Source organism: Mucilaginibacter boryungensis (assembly GCF_015221995.1).
Classification (GTDB): Bacteria; Bacteroidota; Bacteroidia; order Sphingobacteriales; family Sphingobacteriaceae; genus Mucilaginibacter; species Mucilaginibacter boryungensis.
In genome coordinates, this window is record NZ_JADFFM010000002.1 from 353557 (window position 1) to 371425 (window position 17869).

Genomic DNA, 17869 nt, shown 5'->3' on the forward strand with positions numbered 1-17869 from the left:
GTATTAATTGCTATCATTTTCATGCTGGCCTATATAAGCCAATATCTTGTCTTTATAATTATCGCTTACCGGTATCTCTGTTTCGCCAAGCATCAAACGGTTCTTTTTATAGGCTGTTATTTTATCCAAAGCTACAATAAACGATTTTTGCACGCGGGCAAAACCTTCAGCAGGCAGCTTTTCTTCCATAAACCGCATACTTAGACGGGTAATTACCGGTTTGGTTGCATTGTGTAAGTATATTTTTACATAATCTTTTAATCCTTCTATATAAAGCACATCGGGTATGTTAATACGCACTACCGAATAATCGGCATTTACAAAAATATAGCTCGTATCGGGCGTTGTTTTTGCTTGTACTTGCTGCGCCGGGTTATCTTTTTGCCGGCGCAGGCCCATTAATTCATATGCTTTGTTTACTGCTTTCAAAAAACGTTCAAATGCTACCGGCTTCACTAAATAATCAACCACATCAAAGTTAAAGCCTTCCAGTGCATAATTCTCGTACGCGGTAACCATTATTACCATGGGTGGGTTGGTAAGGCTGTTTAAAAACTGTATGCCCGATATACCCGGCATTTGTACATCTAAAAAAATCAGGTCAACAGGTTCCCGCCGCATAAAATCCATGGCTTCCATAGCGTTTTTGCATTTGCCCTGCAACTTCAGATACGGCACTTTAGCCACGTTATCCTCCATTAGCTCAAGCGCCAGTTTTTCGTCGTCAACCAGTAAACAGCGTATCATTATCTAAGTTTAAGCTTTAAACCGGCAATAAATACATTATCGTTTTGCATAATATCCAGCGTATAATCGTCTTTATATAACAGTTCCAACCGTCTGCGCACATTAGCCAATCCAATACCCGAGCTTTTGTCCTTTGTATGCTGTTGGGGGGCTATGGTATTCATCACCTTAAAATCAAGCCAGCCGGTAGCTTTATCTATACTTATGCTGATGTTGATCTGAGGGTCTTCAACCATACCTACCCCATGCTTAAACGCATTCTCTACAAAGGGCGCCAGTAACATCGGCTCAATATAATAAGCATTTATATCATCAGGGGGGCTGAACATAATTGTTACATCGTCGCCAAAGCGCAATAGCTGTAAAGCAATGTAACTTTTTAGATATTCCACCTCACGGGCCAGCGATACGCGTTCGTCATCATTCTCATACAGCATGTAACGCATTAGTTTTGATAGTTCTATCAAAGATGGTTCCAGCATGTCCGATTTTTTGCGGGCCAGCGCTACCATGTTGTTAAGTATGTTGAAAATAAAGTGCGGACTAACCTGCGAGCGTAAAAAACTTAATTCGGTTTTCAGGTTTTCATTTTCCTTTTCCTTCCGGATCTTTTCCAGTTTTGAATTATCCAGGATGATACGATAGCTGATACTAATGCCTATTATAAAGATATAGGTAATAATATTAGTAAAGTACCAACCAAACCAGCCACGGTCCCAATCGCGGCGGCCGCGCGGGCCATGTGGGGCAAACTTGTGCATGCCATTGCCGCCACCCGGTAAATGCTGACCAATACTGGGCATACCCGCACGCCTGGCTGGCGGTGGAAATAAAAGATTATCAATAAACCGTGACAGGAACATTACCCCAACCACGGTAGCTACTAGCAAAATAATATATAATAGTACCTTTTTGCGCTTATACAATACCGGGTATAAAAAGTAAGCATTAAAGTAAAAGAATGCTGCCAGGAAGGCATTGTTTAGCATTAGTTTGTACTGCCAGTTATTAAACCCTTTCCAGGTGTTGGGGTTACGGAAAAGGTACGGCGATATAATGATGAGCCCCCAAAACAAAACATGTATTGCGGGCTGCAAATATTTATTTGAGTATAGTTTTTTCAGCTCCATTTAGATATAAATATAGCCAGACTATAAATACAAGGCTTAGATAAGCGACAAAAGCAACAAAAATTTAGACGAAAGAGGCAATTTTCGCGATGAAAAATTTGCTGATAATGGTTAGGTTTGATGCAACAGTAATACATTTACCCGCAAATGAACACACTTACTAAGTTTTTAACGGTTATATTTTTAACCGGCCTGGTGCAGACAGGCAGCGCGCAGTCAAAAATTAAAAACATTATTATTGTAACTACCGATGGCTTTAGATGGCAGGAAATATTTAATGGTGCCGATCGCGCGTTAGCTACCAGCAAAACTTTTAGTCATGGCGATTCGGTGGCGATATTGAAAAAATACTGGGATAAAAACCAGGAGGTCGCCCGGGCCAAAATGATGCCCTTTTTGTGGGGGGCTATAGCCCGGCAGGGTCAAATTTATGGTAACCGTAATTTAGATAACAAGGTAAATACTGCCAACCCATACTGGTTCTCGTATCCCGGTTATAATGAAATACTGACCGGCTACCCCGATACCGCAGTTAACAGCAACAATTATAAAAATAACCCTAATACTACCATACTGGAATATTTGAACAAACAGCCGCAGTTTAAAGGCAAGGTTGCTGCGTTTGCCGCCTGGGGCGCCTTTGACAGGATACTAAATAAGCCCAGGGCCAATTTTCCGGTTACCGCTGCATTTGAAAAGACCGGCGGCCTGCACCCTACCGCTAATGAAAGCATGATAAACAAAATGCTGGAAGATAGTTACCGGCCATTTGGCGATGAGGAATGTTTAGATGTATTTACCCATTATGCAGCCATGGAATATTTAAAGCAAAATAAACCGCGGGTATTATACATTAGCTACGGCGAGACAGATGAATGGGCGCACGCGGGCAACTATTATTCTTATTTGAACGCAGTGCACCAGGTGGATAAATGGTTAAGCGACATTTGGAATTATATACAAAACGACCCATTTTACAAAAACCAAACTGCCTTAATTATTACTACCGACCATGGCCGCGGCACAGATAGCCAATGGACCAGTCACGGGCAAAAAATACCGGGTGCTAATCAAATTTGGTTTGCCGTAATGGGCCCGGGTATTACTGCCAAAGGCGAAATGAAGCAAAGCGGGCAATACTATCAACAACAATTGGCGCAAACTATAGCCAGTCTGTTAGGAACAAAATTCACCGCAGAGCACCCTGTTGCCGATAAGATCAGTTTGCCGTAATCAGGGTAGCTTGTTAAAATCTATTTCAGGGTGTGGTGCTGTTGACGGCCCGCGCTCCAGCATGGTTTTTAATGTGGTATAATCATTAAAAAAGCCGCAGTTACGCAGATAAAACTTATCCAGTTGCACACCGCCGCTATAATCCTTACGATAGTTAACATTGGCCGTCGCGTCGCCGGTAAATAATGCCCGGTTAATTGGGTACCATTTGCCATCGGAATCTATCACCCATTGGCTGCCAAAATAAACCTGGCGGGTAACATCACCTTTTTCGGGTTCAAAGTTTTCCAGGAAGGAGTATAAGCCTTTTAAATTGAACCCAGACCGCGGGCGTTTGAAGCTGGCTATCAGTTTCCAGTTATCGTCACCTTTTTCTTTAAAATACGCGGTGAATATGGTGGTCTTTGCTTTGCTATCAGCCTGTGCACGCACCAAAAAGGCATAAGTTTTTCCGGCCACCCAGGGATAATTAAGATAGCTTTGCCCGCCGCTGCCTTCAGTGCCAAATTCGCCCGCATGCACTTTGTCGCCCTTTTTTAGCAATATGGTCTTTAAACTATCAGGGATACTCTTGGGGTCATCCGTTTCAAACGGGCTCCAGATAGAGAACAGGATGTGGCGTTCAGTAGGCGAGTTTACCTGCATGCCGAAATACCCGCCGTTAAAACCATCAGCCATAAAGTATGATCCCTCTACATCGTTGCCTTCCGGTACGGTAACTTCATTGTAAAACCATTCGGCTTTATCTTTAACCGCATCGGGCAACTGATAATTTAAATGTACCGATGGGCCGCGATGCCCCCAGTAAAAATAATTGCCATGATTATCCTTTACATAAGCGGCGCCCTTCGCCAATGCCGGGCCACTTAGAATAAGGTCGGACACCGCGGCATAAACAGGGTCTGTTTTATTAACCCCTTCGAACACAATTTGCTGGTAGCCGGCATAGGGGATAGTAACGCTGCCAAAATTTACAGTAGCAGTATCGCGGTTACTTACTTCTTTGGTTAGTACCGTTTTATTAATAATGACCTTTATAGTGCTTTTACCGCCAGGCACAATTAGTTTTAAAGCTATGTTTAATCTGCCGGCCTGTTCAGTCCTTACATACACACTTATTTTATCGTTTACAGATGACCAGCCGGTTAGCCCTTTTGCGTCAATAACCGCTTTTGAGCCCTTACTAACCCAGCCGTTGCCACCCAGCGGCACAGTTATGGTGGAAACAGATTGGCCAAAACTACTTAATACAGGCAGCCTTATAATAGCACTAACTACAACAATGGCAATAAACTTTTTGATCATATCAGCGGCAATTACTTAAAAAATCTGCTATTCTGCAATTAAACCAACTTACATACCTGCACTCTATTAATAAATGATGCGGGCTTGCAAGTTTATGAAATGTAATATTTCAAGTCGGGCAAACTATCAATTAGTTATCCATGTATATTTAATTTAATGTATAGAATATTACTTTTTTCCTTATTATGTTGCGGCTTGCATGCTTCAGCACAGCATAACTGGAAGTTAGATAGTGAGACTGACGGCATTAAGGTTTACAGCGCGCCGGTAGTTGAATCAAAAGTGAAAGCCTTAAAGGTTGAATGCGACTATAATGCCACACTATCACAATTGATAGCTGTATTGCTTGACGTGAAGACCTGTACCGAGTGGGTTTACAGCACTAAATCGTGCACGCTATTGAAGCGTGTATCCCCATCAGAATTATATTATTATTCCGAAATTAATATTCCCTGGCCGGCCCAAAACCGCGATTTTGTAGCGCACCTAACCGTCACCCAAAACCCCGAAACCAAAGTTGTGTATATGGACGGCCCCGCTATACCCGGCATGGTACCTGTTAAAAAAGGAATTGTAAGGATAGATCATTCTATTGGAAAATGGGTTATCACCCCTGTAGGCGAAAAACGTGTCCATGTAAGCTATACCCTCCAGGTTGATCCCGGCGGCGCTATTCCTGCCTGGCTGGTAAATATGTTTGCTGCGGAGGGGCCTACCCAAAGTTTTAAAAAGTTAAAACTGCAATTGCAAAAACCGGCCTATAAGGATGTGGAGTTGAGTTTTATAAAAGATTGATAGCGAAACAATTACTATAGTCAATTACTCCTGAACGACATTGCAGGCAACCCCACGCTATTTACCAGGTTAGGCTGGGCAATTTCATTCCAGCCCAAACGTGCGTGCTCCGGATCGTTTATTTCGGGATTAGATAGCACTACTTTATTGCCCTTTATTTCTGCTGTGGCAGGTTTGTATATCCCATCCTTACCGGCAATCTCAAACCAGTTTGGCGCCTGGTTATCGCTTGTTTTTAAACCCTCGGCATGGGTGAAGCTAAGGCTTATTTTACCGTCCGATACTTTCATACTTTTATATCGTGGACCGGCATACTCCAACCCTTTGTAACCATACTGTTTTGCTAAAGCCAGGTTGGCCAGTCTGCGGCCTACTATCCATTTATAAGGCGGGTGGATATTGTTTAGATCATCTACCAAATCGCTGATGGGTATCATTTCGGTATTGGGGATGGCTAAAGCAGCAGTTTGCGCTTCCCAAACTAATGGCAAGGTTTCGCTATCGTGTTTAATAGGATCTTTACGGTGCGTGTAATAATTAGGCGCCAGGGTTACATAGTAAAACGGCAGTTTGGTATTGCCCCAGGTTTCGCGCCAGCTTTTTACCAGCGTTTTCATTTTATCGGCATAATGCATGCCGTCGTGTATAATCACATTATTCTCGCCCTGGTACCATAAAAAGCCTTTTATGGCAAACGGGGCCAGTGGCTTAACCATGCTTGTATAAATTTGCCCAACTGCCAGGTTTTTTAGTTTATTGGCTGTTTCATCTATTTCGCCTTTGTAAACGGGATCATTAAGATAAGCCTGCGTTGGTGTCCAAAATTCAATTGGCGTTCCGCCCCATGTTGTATTGATCATCCCCACAGGCACATTAAGTTTTTCCTGGATATCCTTAGCAAAAAAATACCCCGCGGCCGAAAATTGGGCCAGCGCATCGCCATTACATTCCTGCCAGCCATTCGTAACCACATCAGTTACGCCAAGCTTTTTACCTACCTTAAATAGCCGTATCAGTGGTTTATTGGCCGAGAGTTCCAACGCCACGCTATCAGCCGTTTTTACAGGTTTGGCATAGGCATTTTTCATAATATATTCCATGTTCGATTGCCCCGAACATACCCAAACCTCGCCCACCAGGATATTATTTAAACGGACACTGTCTTTACCCGAAACAATAAGCATTTGCGCCGGTGCTGCCGATGCCTTTAATGCTGATAACTGTACTTTCCAATATCCGTCGGCATTGGCCTGTGTTTTCTTTTGCTGTCCGGCAAAACTTACTATAACCGTGCTTTCTTTATCAGCCCAACCCCATATAGGCAAGGATTGCCCGCGCTGTAAAACCATATTGCTGCCAATTACATTGGGCAGCTTTAATTGCGCATTAGCAAAACAAGTAATTAATAATAAGGCGAAGCTTAACAGTGCTTTGGGCCTGCAAAGGTATTTATCCATCAAGTTTAAATAAATTGTTATTAATATTCAGACGCTTGTTTAAGGGATTGTAATAACAGCAATAGCGCTCTCGCTGCAAACAGCGAAGCTCGTATCCATGCTAACGCCTATAACTGTTAACAGGGCATTAATGGGCGGAACCTGTTAATAGTCTGGCTAAATTAATAAAAATCTGTTGGTTTCTTACCCATTTGCAAAATAAGTTTCCCGCCTTTGGTCAGGTCTGAAAACTGCATGAACGGGGCATGCAGCGACTTGCCATTTAGCTTTATACTTTGCACATACATATTTGTAGCGCTATTACCCCGCGCTTCAATAACAAATTGTTTGCCCGTATAATATTTTTTGCTGAGCCTGATGGTGATCTTGTTAAACAACGGGCTACCAATACCAAGCTTTGGATGAATATCTGTTAAGCCCTTCACATCAAACAAGCCCATGCTTGATATCACATACCATGAGCCTAACTGCCCCTGATCTTCATCCTGCCCGTAACCATAGCCGTGAATGCCGTCTACACCATAAAACTCGTTGCAAATGGCACGCACCCATTTCTGTGTAAGCGATGGCTTGCCCGAGAAATTGAACATCCACGCGATATGCAGGTTTGGTTGATTGCCCTGGTTATAAGGCGCATCCAGTCCTGAGAACGCATCTAAGGTTTTGCCGCCGCCAAACGCCCCTTTTTGCGATACGGTAAATACACTATCCAGGCGCTGGTTAAATTCGTCCTTACCGACCTTATTGATCAAACCGATGGGGTCTTGCGGTACGTAGTAAGTGTATTGCTGGGCATTACCTTCCTGGAAACCACGCCAAACTTCTTTAGGTTTAAAGTTGTCGATAAACTCGCCGTTAGCCAGTTTAGGGTGCATTAGTTTCAGTTTCGGGTCGAAGATGTTTTCCCAGCCTTTTGATAAGCGTGATAACAATTCGTAGTCCCGGGTTTTGCCCAAAAGCTTAGCCCATTGCGCTACAGCGTAACTGCTAAAAGCATATTCCAGCGTGTGTGATGCGGAGAATTGCCATAACTCGCCACCACCTTTGCCTTTGTCAAGATGTGGAACATAACCATATTTCACGAAACTGGCTACGTCCGACTTACCCGCACCATGCGGACGGTTTTCGCCATCGATCTCGTTTTTTAACGCTGCCGCGTAGCCTTCCTTGATATCAAAATCGCGGATACCTGCCATATAGGCACTGGCAATTACCAAACTCACAAAGTTGGTGCCCACGCCCGAAACATAGGCGCTGTTGGCAATACCATCGGCCAGCCAGCCCGAATCTTTATAAACCAGTAGCTGGCTTTTAATAAAATCGGAATAGTATTCGGGATAAGCCATGGCCCAAAGCTGGGTAAGGTTCCAAAAGCCGCCCCAAATAGCATCGGTATTGTAGTGGTTATATTGCGGGTGCTTAAATTTATCCAATGGGATCTGCCCCACCGTACCATCATTTTTAGGGTATGCGCCGTTTACGTCACTGGCCAGGCCGCGGCCCAAAAGCGCATGATATAACCCGGTATAAAACTTTACTTTATCTTCGTGATTACCACCTTCTACCTCAACACGGTGCAGGTATTCATTCCAAATGGTATACAGTTTATTTTTAGCCGCATCGAACGATAGGCCGGTTGCCTCACGTTCCAGGTTCAGACGAGCATTTTCAATTGAGGTATAGGATAAACCTGCTTTTATGGTGATGCTTTCCTGCGCTTTGGTGGTAAAACTCAAATATAAGCCTGCCCCCTTACCACTTGTTTCTTTTTGACCCGCTACAATTTCTGCCCCTTTAAATGTGCCCCAGGCATCAGGTTTCTTATCCAATACGGCCGAGAAATACATAGCTACCTGCGCTTCGGGTTGATATTTCAATACGTAAACCGGTTTAGTGATCACATAGCCCTCTATATGGCCATCAGAGGTAATATATACTTTTGCATCCTTCACCTCACCGCTTTCGCCCTGCTTGTTACCAATATCAAACAATATATGCGATTCTTTTCCTGCCGGGAATGTATAACGGTGAAAAGCCACACGCGGGGTCGAGGTTAGCTCGGCCTTAATACCATAATCTTTCAGCAACACCGAATAGTAACCGGCTGTAGCATATTCATCCTTACGGTCGAAGTTGGAACGGTAGCCATCTTCAGGGTGCTCCAGTTTACCGGGAGTAGTTTGCAGTTTACCGGTAATGGGAGCGAATACTACCCCACCTACCTGGAACTCGTGAAAATTGGCAAAACCTTCTATTGATGTCTGGCGATAATCGTACCCCACGGCGTCCCAGCCACGTGGACTGCCATAACTACCATTGGTTGATGCGCCCGGCTTGGCCATCCCAAATGGTGACGCACCCGGCGTAAAGAAAAACCAACGCGAATGAGCCGTGCCAATGCGCGGCTCGACATATTTAGTCAGATCGGTTTGCTGTTTTTGGGCTTTTACAGCAAATGGCATAGCCAATGCCAGCACAAACGCGGCACGTAAAAGCGAAAGTTCAAAGATTGATCTCATAGGTATCCGAATTATATTCATTCCATTCCCTCTCCTTTGAAGAGGGCTGGGGAGAGTAATTAATGTATAGGCATATGCTGGTCATTGGTTTGCTGCGTTGCTGCATCCCAACCTTTTGCTTTCCAGTAATTTTCAATATGTTCCAACGATTGGCCTTTGGTTTCGGGCAGCATTTTATAAACTACTGCAAAAGCCACTATGCAAAAGAACGCGAAAAACCAGAAGGTGCCTGCGCTGCCAAAATCTTTCAGTAGTATTGGTGTCAACTGCCCCACAATGGTATCGGCCACCCACATGGTCATGATACTGATAGCCAGCGCGCGGCCCCTGATAGCATTGGGAAATATCTCTGAAGCCACTACAAATTTCAGCGGCCCTATAGAAAAAGCGAAGCAGGCCAAAAATGCCAGTACACAAACCAGCAGCAAAATGCTTGAAGTAACACCAAAATGGAAACACAAGCCTGTAGCTATTAAAGTAATAGCCGCACCCGCCGTTCCCCATAAATACAATGGCCGACGGCCCCAGCTATCCACTTTCCAAATGGCAAATAAGGTGAATAGCATATTAGCCAGACCAAAAATAACCTGGCTCATTAACGAATTGCTTAACGAGATGCCCGCATTGCTTAAAATTTTAGGGCCATAGTAAATAATTGCATTAATGCCGCTAAACTGCGAGAACAGGGGTAATAAAATACCGATCAGCAGGGCTTTGCGCATACCCGGTGCAAACAGTTCTTTATAAGATCCTTCACGATGAGGGGTTTGGTCTGCAGATGCTTCGTTGGCTTCGTGACCGGCTATCCGGCTAATAATATCCAGCCCTTCAGCTTCACGTCCTTTTTGTATCAGCCAACGCGGGCTTTCGGGTACTATGAATAATCCGGCTAAAAAGAAAAAGGCCGGAATAGCACCCAGGCCAAACATAGCACGCCATATTTCATTATGAAAAGGGCTATCGGCACTTGAGCCGGCAGCATAATTTACCAACCCGGCATTTGTTAAATAAGCCACCAGGATACCGAAGGTGAGCGCGAACTGGTAATAGGTAACCAACCGGCCCCTGATTTTAGCAGGAGCGATCTCCGAGATGTACAAAGGCACCACATTTGATGCGATACCTATCCCGATACCACCCAACAAACGCGACACAATAACCAGCGAAAGTGATGGTAAAAACGCGCAGCCTATGGCCGATAACAGGAACAATGCCGCCGAAAGCAGCAAAGGCTTCCTGCGGCCCAGCCTGTCGCTCAATTCGCCCGAAAATGCTACGCCAATAATACAGCCCAGCAGGGCTACCGATACAAACCAGCCTTCCTGTACCGGGCTTAAACTGAATTGTTTTTCAACAAAGGGTAATACACCCGAAATTACAGCCATATCAAAACCAAACAGAAAGCCGCCCAGCGAGGCCACAATGGTAATGGTACTTAAGCTAATGCTTTTATCTTTCATCTTCTATTGGTTTTAATTGGTTGGTTTAATTATTTTGTTGGTGCCGACATGGATGGGGGCGTATCACCAGGTTTGCTGCCCCAGTTCATATTGGGTTTTGGCCCCATTACCAATACCAAACTACCACCATTTACAACATCCTGGTGATATATCCAGGGTTTGGTAAGCGGTTTACCATTAAATGTTGCCGATTGGATATAACGGTTTACATCCGAAGTGTTTTTTGCTTCGATAGTAAAAGTTTTACCCTTATAATAATGGTTATCAAGCGTGATAGTGGTTTTTGCGAAAAGCGGACTGCCTATCTCATAAAAAGGTTTGGTTGATGCCCCGCCATCGGTTTCAAACAGGCCCATTGAAGCCATTACAAACCACGATCCCATCTGGCCCTCGTCCTCGTCGCCCAGCCAGCCATGGTATGGGGTTGCACCATAGTAGCGGTTCATAATCTCGCGCGTCCATTTTTGGGTTAACCAGGGTTTGCCCGAATAGTTGAATAACCACGCTGCCTGCATATTAGGCTGGTTACCCTGGTTAATTGGCACCTGGTCGTACATATCGCCATCGGCATTAAAGTTAAATTTAACCGATTTTTCGAAACCAGTGTTCAGGCGGTCGTTAAACTCATTTTTACCCATCAGGTTAATAATCCCCTGCACATCATGCGGGTTAAAAAAGCTATACTGCCAGGCATTCCCTTCCAAATAACCCGGGCCGCCAAACGCGGTGCAGCAATAAGGGCTCCAGTCTTTCACCCAGCTGCCATCGCGGTTTTTCATGCGGATATATTTAACCGATGGGTCCCACACGTTTTTAAAGTTATCGGCACGTTTCATAAACATTTCGTATTCTTTGGTTTTACCCAAAGCTTTGCAAAATTGTGCCACGCACCAATCGTCATAAGCATATTCCAGGGTATTAGAAACCTGCCCCTCCTCATTGGGCACATAACCCAGCTTTAAGTACGATTCGTAAAACTTATTCCCCGCAAAGCCGCCTTCAGGGGTTTTTACGCCTGGTGTAGTTTGCTGATGCATCATTGCTTCAAAAGCCAAATTAGCGTCAAAATCGCGGATACCTTTTTGGTAGGAACTGGTAATTAACGCAATCTCGTGCGATGCCTCCATAATACCCGAGTATTCGATACCTGCCGGGCCTTTGGGTAACCAGCCCCCGGCTTTATAAATCTCCAGGAACGACCGCGTCCATTTGCTGGCTACATCGGGGTTAACCAGCGTCCACAATTGGTTCAGGTTCCAAAAGGTGTTCCAGAAAGCATCCGAGCCTAATATTGGTGTGTTGGGGTCGGTTTGGCGCTCTTTCTCGTTCGGATCGATCCATTTTCCATTCACATCGCTCCAAATGGTGCGTGCCACATACGACCGGTATAAATTGCTATAGAATTTCTTTTTATTTACCTCGGTGCTGCCTTCAACTTTTATTTTGCTTAGCAGGTTGTTCCAAACGTTGCGGGCATTGTTATGCACGGCGTCAAAGCTCCATTTAAACGGATCCATTTCGGTTTCCAAGTTCAGGCGGGCATCATCAATACTAACCAGCGATATAGCCGTTTGCATTTGTATCACTTCCCCTTTCTTCGCGTCAAAATCAACATAATAGCCCATTTTGCCTTTACCGCTCAACTCTTTAACATCTTTAGATATTTTATTGCCTATCCAGCCGCCATTGCCTTCTATCTTGTGGTCAAAGCGAATAACAAAGTGTACTGTATAATCTTGCCAGCTCCATTTTTGGTGCGAGTAGCCTTCTATTTCATGGTCGTTCACCTTGGTGAATTTGGCTTCTAAAATCTCAGCTGTATTTTCAAACGGAACGTCCAGGTTCATCAAAATGTGCGCCTGCTCATCGGTTGGGTAACTGAACCGGAAGAAGCCTGCGCGCGTGGTGCTGGTCAGCTCGGTAGTAATATCACCGTTCATCAGCTTTACAGCGTAGTAGCCCGGACTTGCCTTTTCGGTTTCTTTATAAATGCGCGAACGGTAGCCGGTGGTCCATCCGGTTGTTGGGTTATCAGCCGAACCGCGTTTGATATTCAGCGCACCCACTGTAGGCATTACTGACAGGCCGGCCATCGTCCAGGAGTGGATATGACTGAAACCGCCGATATTGTTTATCGAATATTCGTAACCCGATTTCCAAACCCCTTCCTGGTTATCGGGCGCCAATTGTACCATCCCGAAGGGCATGGTGGCGCCGGGATTCAGCATCCAGCGCGATTCTGATGTACCCAACAGCGGGTCAGCATAATCTACCGGTTGTTTCTTTTGTTGTGCGTTTGCCGCTAACAGCGTGGCACAAATAAGGGTGGGGAACAGCAAGGATCTTTTTAATGTCGGTATCATGGGTTCGATGTTTACGATTTAAGGAATGCTTTGATCACTTTAGCGCGTTTGGCGCCATTATTATACATGGTATAAGTGTTGGCCGCAGCCGGGATTACAAATGTTTCGGCATAATGGTAGGTGGTTTTGCGCCCATCGGCGGTTACCACGTCAATGGATATACCTTCAACCAGCATCAGCACATGGCACACATCCTCGGTTTCTATAGTGATGACTGAATCAAATTCTACGCGGTGCACATCATAAAAATGTTCCTGGTGTGTGGGCACATGCACCAACTCCCAGTCCTCGCCTTTTTCAATAACCGATTGTTTCGAGATCAATTCGCGGGTAACCTTCTCGCCTTTACGGTCGAATTTCAGGTTGTTGAACGCGTGCTCAATATTAATGGCACGTGGCTCGCCGTTCAGGTCAAGGCGCAGCCAATCGTACATTTTAAAGGTAAAAATGTATGGGGTCGCGCTAATCTCCAGCACCATATTACCAGCGCCGGCACTATGTACGGTACCGTTAGGCAGCAGAAACAGATCGTGCTTTTTAGCCTGGTGCGATTGCACATATTTAGTAATTCCTATCTCCGTGCCAAAGTCACGGCTTTTTTCCAGCTCCTTCCGGAACGCTTCAGGGTCAATATCATCCTGGAAACCCATATATACATTAGCCTGCTCTTCGCAATCCAGTATGTAATAAGTCTCATCCTGGGTAATGGTCTCGCCAAAGTTCTTTTGTATATAATCTACCGATGGATGGCATTGAATAGACAGGTTCCCGCCCTCCCAGGTATCCAGGAAATCGAACCGGATAGGGAATTCGTCGCCAAATTTCTCAGCATGCTTACCTAACACATCATTGCGCCGGGCAAACATCAGGAAATCGAAAGATACTTCCAGCAGGTTACCATCACTTTCAAACACCAAACCATTCTCAGGTACGATCAATTCAAACGACCATGCATAATTCACCTCATTTTTGTTGATACCGTCGATATGTTCTTTAATCCATTGACCGCCCCAGGCACCGGGCTCAAACCAGGGGCGCACCCGGAAAGCTGTTTTGCCCAGCTGTTGTAAAGCCTGTTTAAAATCGGCCGAATGCATCCAGTTCAAATCCTCTTTCCATTGCGCATCGGCGATAATTTCGATCTTATCCAGGATAGATTTTTTATAATTATTCAGCACCACCCAATCTACAAAGTAGAAGCGCTTATACATTTCGGCCGGGCTTTCGGGGGCGTTGTTGCCTAAATTGGTAATGCTGGCTGCACGCATCCTTAATTGTAGTTCGTTTTTAGGCAGGTCAAAGTATACCAAATGCGCTTTATTGGCCAATAAGCCTGCGGCTGTACCGATAACAATGGTTAGTTTATAGTCACCGCCTGGCTCTGCCTGCTGGTTGAAATTATAAAAATCGATTAACTGCAGTGACGTTTTTGTACCCCATACCGAATTTTGGGTACCCAGGTAAGGGGCTACCATCTTTTGAACAACATCAACCGGTTTTAAATAATCGGCCGTGTTTATCCAGTTTACAGCTAAACCCTGTTTCTCAAATTCTTCTTCAAGACATTGCTTAATATCATTCCAAAAAACACCGGCATAACCATCCAAAGCCACAAACTTTTTATCAACTATCCATTCGGCAAGCGCGGGGTAGCCATTAAATATTTTGCCTTCGCCAATTGAGTGATAAGGAAATATATTATATCCCTGCGGCTTACCGCCACCAGCCTTTACAGGCATTAGCGGCTGCATACCTGTTCTCCAATCTGCCGTGTTTTTATTTTTTGGTATGTTTAAGCTTATATCCATATAGAATTGTAATTTACAGTATTAGTCTCACACGTTTGTATATCCTTGTTTAATCAGATACACCGCCAATATGTATGCATATATTAAGCCCACGGTTGCCTTCGGACTTCAAAAAATGCACATGCGGCAAGTTCAAATTTTACAATTGGTTTTATAAACAGGCAGATAATATCATGTAGTTAATATGTACAAACATATAAACATGTACATAATTAACAAAATATTTTTTTAAATTTGTTTTAACATTGATTAAAGAATTAAAACAAACGGCATACAAACAACATAAACCTGAATTAAAGCAAGCCAATATTTATGGCTGCCGATAACCGAATTTAAAATGAAATTCTCGATCAATCATAAAAGCCCGGTCCCACTGCACTTACAAGCCGAAGAGCTTTTACGCAACATTATAAAAGACCCCCAGTACGTAGACGGTAAGTTTTTGCCGAACGAGGTTGACCTGGCCAAGCAACTGGCCATATCGCGCACTACGCTAAGGCAAGCGTTGAACAAGCTGGTTTATGAAGGTTTACTGATACGCAAAAAAGGTATTGGCACTAAAGTGGCAGGGGCGTCGGTTAGCTCAAAATCAAACAACTGGCTTAGCTTTTCGCAGGAAATGGCAGCACGGGGCATCCCTATTAAAAATTTCGAACTGCATATTAGCTGGGTTAACCCCGATGAGCAGATAGCCAACTTTTTTGAAATAAGCACCGATAAAAAAATATTAAAGCTGGAAAGGCTGCGTGGCCGGCTGGAAGGCCCTTTTGTATATTTTGTATCTTACTTCCACCCACGGGTAGGACTTACCGGCGAGGAGGATTTTAAACGCCCTTTGTACGAGATACTGGAAAAAGATTACTCGGCTATTGCCAACCTGTCGAAAGAAGAGATCAGCGCCAAGGCCGCCGATAAGTTTATTGCCGCTAAGCTGGAGATTGAACATGGCAGCCCGATATTATTCCGCAAAAGGTTTGTGTACGACCAGGGCGACCGCCCCATTGAATTTAACCTGGGCTACTACCGTGCCGATGCATTTATCTACACCATAGAAAGCAGAAGGGAGTAGCCTAAGCTACCCCTTTCTACACCAATTTAACTTAACCAAAAGTTATCTTTAATATCTTCTCTCCTGAAACATGTTTGGGATGACACTTCGTTTATTTCTTCTTCAAAAAAGTACTTTCTTCATCTTTATACTTTACCTGTAACGCTTTCAACCGTGCCTTTAAATCAGTAACAACCTGCTGGTATTCAGGCTTATAATAAATATTAGTCATTTCGTAAGGATCTTTCCTGAGGTCATACAGTTCCCAGCCATCAACCGGGTTATAAAAATGCATCAGGGCGTATTGCCTGGTACGGATACCATAATGGGCCGTCAGGTTAAATGAAAGTTCGTAGTAATGGTAGTAGATCTCATCGCGCCATTTTTTAACCAACGGCTGTTTAGCCAGCAACCGTTTCATCGATTCGCCCTGCATATCATCGGGCGGTTTTATCCCCGCCAGATCAAGCAGCGTAGGGGCTATATCAAGGTTTAGTACAAACTGGTTTAGTTTATTACCCGGCTTTACCGCTTTGGGGTAACGGATCATCATTGGTGTGCGGAACGATTCTTCGTACATAAAACGCTTATCATACAAACCATGTTCGCCCAGGTAAAAGCCCTGGTCGGACATATATACTACGATAGTATTTTTAGCCAACCCCATCTTGTCCAGATATTTAAGCACATGCCCAACGTTATCGTCCAGCGACATCACACACCGCAGATAATCTTCCATGTAGCGCTGATATTGGAACCGGGTTATCTCCTCTTTGGTATGCAGGGTCTTAAACAGTTCATACTTTTTCTGATAGGCTTTATCCCATATAGTGCGTTCCTGCGGCGTCAGGCCGGCAAGCTCGCGCTGGTATTCGGCCGGAGCCCAGTTGTTTATTTTAGTGACGGGACACGTATCGCAAGGTATCTTACTATCATAACGGATATCCAGATCGTTTTTTATGGTGATGCTTTGGCGTTGCAGCCCGACTTTGTCTTTATAATCATCATAAAAACTATAAGGCAGCTGGAATTTCACATCGTTAAACTTATCCAGGTATTTTATAGGCGGCATGGCATTACGGTGCGGCGCTTTATGATGCAGCATCAGGAAAAAAGGCTTGCCTTTATGGTCGCCTATCCAGTTGATAGCCAGGTTGGTGATAATATCCGTCACATACCCGCTATACATGGTATCCTTACCCATTTTAATAAACTTAGGATGATAATAATTACCCTGGTCGGGCAGGATGTTCCAGTAATCGAAGCCGGTTGGCGTGCTGAATAAGTGCCACTTACCCACTATAGCCGTTTGATATCCGTATTGTTTAAATATTTTTGGCAGGGTTTGCTGCGCACCGTTAAAATAGGTGCCATTATCCTTCATCCCGTTCAGGTGCGAATACTTGCCGGTTAAAATTACTGCCCTGCTGGGGCTGCATACGGAGTTTGTTACATAGGCCGACTGCATTAATGCGCCTTCGCGTGCAATCCTATCGATATTAGGTGTTTTTATCAGCTTACTTCCATAAGCGCTAATGGCCTGATATGCGTGATCGTCGGCTAGTATGAATATAATATTGGGCCGTTTTGTTGAGCCTGGCGCCGTTTTTTGGGCGTAAACATTAAAATACGATGCCAATACACAAATCAGCAGCAGCCGTTTTTGAAATTTCATACGGTTAATAGTGGTTTTGCAATAATAAAAAAAATTATCATGTATGTACATTATTACATTAAATTAATATTATCATTTAAATATTTCTCCGTCCCAGGCAAACCAATAAACTAAAACGTTGTTTACAAGCCTTATATCGATATTTAACGCTTTATAGCCGATTGTTCTGGCTGTCAATTTGTGGGTTTTAAAACTTCGTAGCAAGTATTAGCTTGGCATTGATTTAGCTTAAACCAAAAATATTTTGAAAAAAATTTGGAATAATAAAATAATTCATATGTTTGTACATTATAACATATATAAACCTCAATCATTCATCCAAATAGAAA

General features: G+C 44.0%; 12 protein-coding genes. 3 read left to right on the forward strand and 9 right to left on the reverse strand.

All coding sequences use genetic code 11. The features are described 5' to 3' along the window. Nucleotides 1–3: 3 nt before the first annotated feature. Nucleotides 4–747: a LytR/AlgR family response regulator transcription factor gene (locus tag IRJ18_RS14415; protein WP_194107021.1), complete on the reverse strand. Its 744-nt coding sequence runs from the start codon at nt 745–747 to the stop codon at nt 4–6. Beyond that, entirely contained in the window at nt 747–1877 is a 1131-nt protein-coding gene (locus tag IRJ18_RS14420) for a sensor histidine kinase (RefSeq protein WP_194107022.1), read from the reverse strand. Before IRJ18_RS14420 ends, IRJ18_RS14415 begins: the two co-directional genes overlap by 1 nt. Before the next feature lie 147 nt (nt 1878–2024). Here IRJ18_RS14420 and IRJ18_RS14425 point away from each other — a divergent pair, with 147 nt between their 5' ends. Further along, complete coding sequence (locus IRJ18_RS14425; protein WP_194107023.1) at nt 2025–3110, forward strand: sulfatase-like hydrolase/transferase; 1086 nt, start codon at nt 2025–2027, stop codon at nt 3108–3110. Here IRJ18_RS14425 and IRJ18_RS14430 read toward each other — a convergent pair whose 3' ends face one another. Then, a complete protein-coding gene (locus tag IRJ18_RS14430; RefSeq protein WP_194107024.1) occupies nt 3111–4415 on the reverse strand; it encodes a DUF3472 domain-containing protein in 1305 nt (434 codons plus the stop codon). 156 nt (nt 4416–4571) lie between these two features. On the opposite strand from IRJ18_RS14430, the gene IRJ18_RS14435 reads away from it, so the two are divergent. After that, nucleotides 4572–5210 carry an START domain-containing protein gene (locus IRJ18_RS14435; protein WP_194107025.1) on the forward strand — a complete coding sequence of 213 codons (639 nt, stop codon included), beginning with the start codon at nt 4572–4574 and terminating at the stop codon, nt 5208–5210. A 20-nt stretch (nt 5211–5230) separates the two neighbouring features. Here the strand turns inward: IRJ18_RS14435 and IRJ18_RS14440 are convergent, their stop codons facing one another. From IRJ18_RS14440 to IRJ18_RS14460, 5 genes are all read right to left on the reverse strand, one after another. Beyond that, nucleotides 5231–6667: a sialate O-acetylesterase gene (locus IRJ18_RS14440; RefSeq protein WP_194107026.1), complete on the reverse strand. Its 1437-nt coding sequence runs from the start codon at nt 6665–6667 to the stop codon at nt 5231–5233. Nucleotides 6668–6828: 161 nt separating this feature from the next. Next, on the reverse strand, nt 6829–9186 hold the full coding sequence (locus tag IRJ18_RS14445) for a GH92 family glycosyl hydrolase (RefSeq protein ID WP_194107027.1): 2358 nt from the start codon (nt 9184–9186) through the stop codon (nt 6829–6831). Nucleotides 9187–9245: 59 nt separating this feature from the next. Beyond that, nucleotides 9246–10646, reverse strand: coding sequence for a sugar porter family MFS transporter (locus IRJ18_RS14450; RefSeq protein WP_194107028.1), 1401 nt, complete (start codon nt 10644–10646; stop codon nt 9246–9248). 29 nt (nt 10647–10675) lie between these two features. Beyond that, the gene (locus IRJ18_RS14455) at nt 10676–13009 is read right to left on the reverse strand and encodes a GH92 family glycosyl hydrolase (RefSeq protein WP_194107029.1); all 2334 of its coding nucleotides are present in this window, start codon (nt 13007–13009) and stop codon (nt 10676–10678) included. 11 nt (nt 13010–13020) lie between these two features. After that, the gene (locus IRJ18_RS14460; RefSeq protein WP_194107030.1) at nt 13021–14817 is read right to left on the reverse strand and encodes a class I mannose-6-phosphate isomerase; all 1797 of its coding nucleotides are present in this window, start codon (nt 14815–14817) and stop codon (nt 13021–13023) included. A 337-nt stretch (nt 14818–15154) separates the two neighbouring features. Here IRJ18_RS14460 and IRJ18_RS14465 point away from each other — a divergent pair, with 337 nt between their 5' ends. Beyond that, nucleotides 15155–15886: a GntR family transcriptional regulator gene (locus IRJ18_RS14465; protein ID WP_194107031.1), complete on the forward strand. Its 732-nt coding sequence runs from the start codon at nt 15155–15157 to the stop codon at nt 15884–15886. A 91-nt stretch (nt 15887–15977) separates the two neighbouring features. On the opposite strand, the gene IRJ18_RS14470 is transcribed toward IRJ18_RS14465, so the two are convergent. Beyond that, on the reverse strand, nt 15978–17540 hold the full coding sequence (locus IRJ18_RS14470) for a sulfatase family protein (RefSeq protein WP_194107032.1): 1563 nt from the start codon (nt 17538–17540) through the stop codon (nt 15978–15980). Nucleotides 17541–17869 lie beyond the last annotated feature (329 nt).

Excerpts from the sequence above, each read along its gene's own strand:
- IRJ18_RS14440 (WP_194107026.1), bottom strand. The coding sequence starts at position 6,667 with ATGGATAAATACCTTTGCAGGCCCAAAGCACTGTTAAGCTTCGCCTTA.
- IRJ18_RS14425 (WP_194107023.1), top strand. The coding sequence starts at position 2,025 with ATGAACACACTTACTAAGTTTTTAACGGTTATATTTTTAACCGGCCTG.
- IRJ18_RS14435 (WP_194107025.1), top strand. The coding sequence starts at position 4,572 with ATGTATAGAATATTACTTTTTTCCTTATTATGTTGCGGCTTGCATGCT.
- IRJ18_RS14470 (WP_194107032.1), bottom strand. The coding sequence starts at position 17,540 with ATGAAATTTCAAAAACGGCTGCTGCTGATTTGTGTATTGGCATCGTAT.
- IRJ18_RS14460 (WP_194107030.1), bottom strand. The coding sequence starts at position 14,817 with ATGGATATAAGCTTAAACATACCAAAAAATAAAAACACGGCAGATTGG.
- IRJ18_RS14445 (WP_194107027.1), bottom strand. The coding sequence starts at position 9,186 with ATGAGATCAATCTTTGAACTTTCGCTTTTACGTGCCGCGTTTGTGCTG.
- IRJ18_RS14415 (WP_194107021.1), bottom strand. The coding sequence starts at position 747 with ATGATACGCTGTTTACTGGTTGACGACGAAAAACTGGCGCTTGAGCTA.
- IRJ18_RS14450 (WP_194107028.1), bottom strand. The coding sequence starts at position 10,646 with ATGAAAGATAAAAGCATTAGCTTAAGTACCATTACCATTGTGGCCTCG.
- IRJ18_RS14430 (WP_194107024.1), bottom strand. The coding sequence starts at position 4,415 with ATGATCAAAAAGTTTATTGCCATTGTTGTAGTTAGTGCTATTATAAGG.
- IRJ18_RS14420 (WP_194107022.1), bottom strand. The coding sequence starts at position 1,877 with ATGGAGCTGAAAAAACTATACTCAAATAAATATTTGCAGCCCGCAATA.
- IRJ18_RS14465 (WP_194107031.1), top strand. The coding sequence starts at position 15,155 with ATGAAATTCTCGATCAATCATAAAAGCCCGGTCCCACTGCACTTACAA.
- IRJ18_RS14455 (WP_194107029.1), bottom strand. The coding sequence starts at position 13,009 with ATGATACCGACATTAAAAAGATCCTTGCTGTTCCCCACCCTTATTTGT.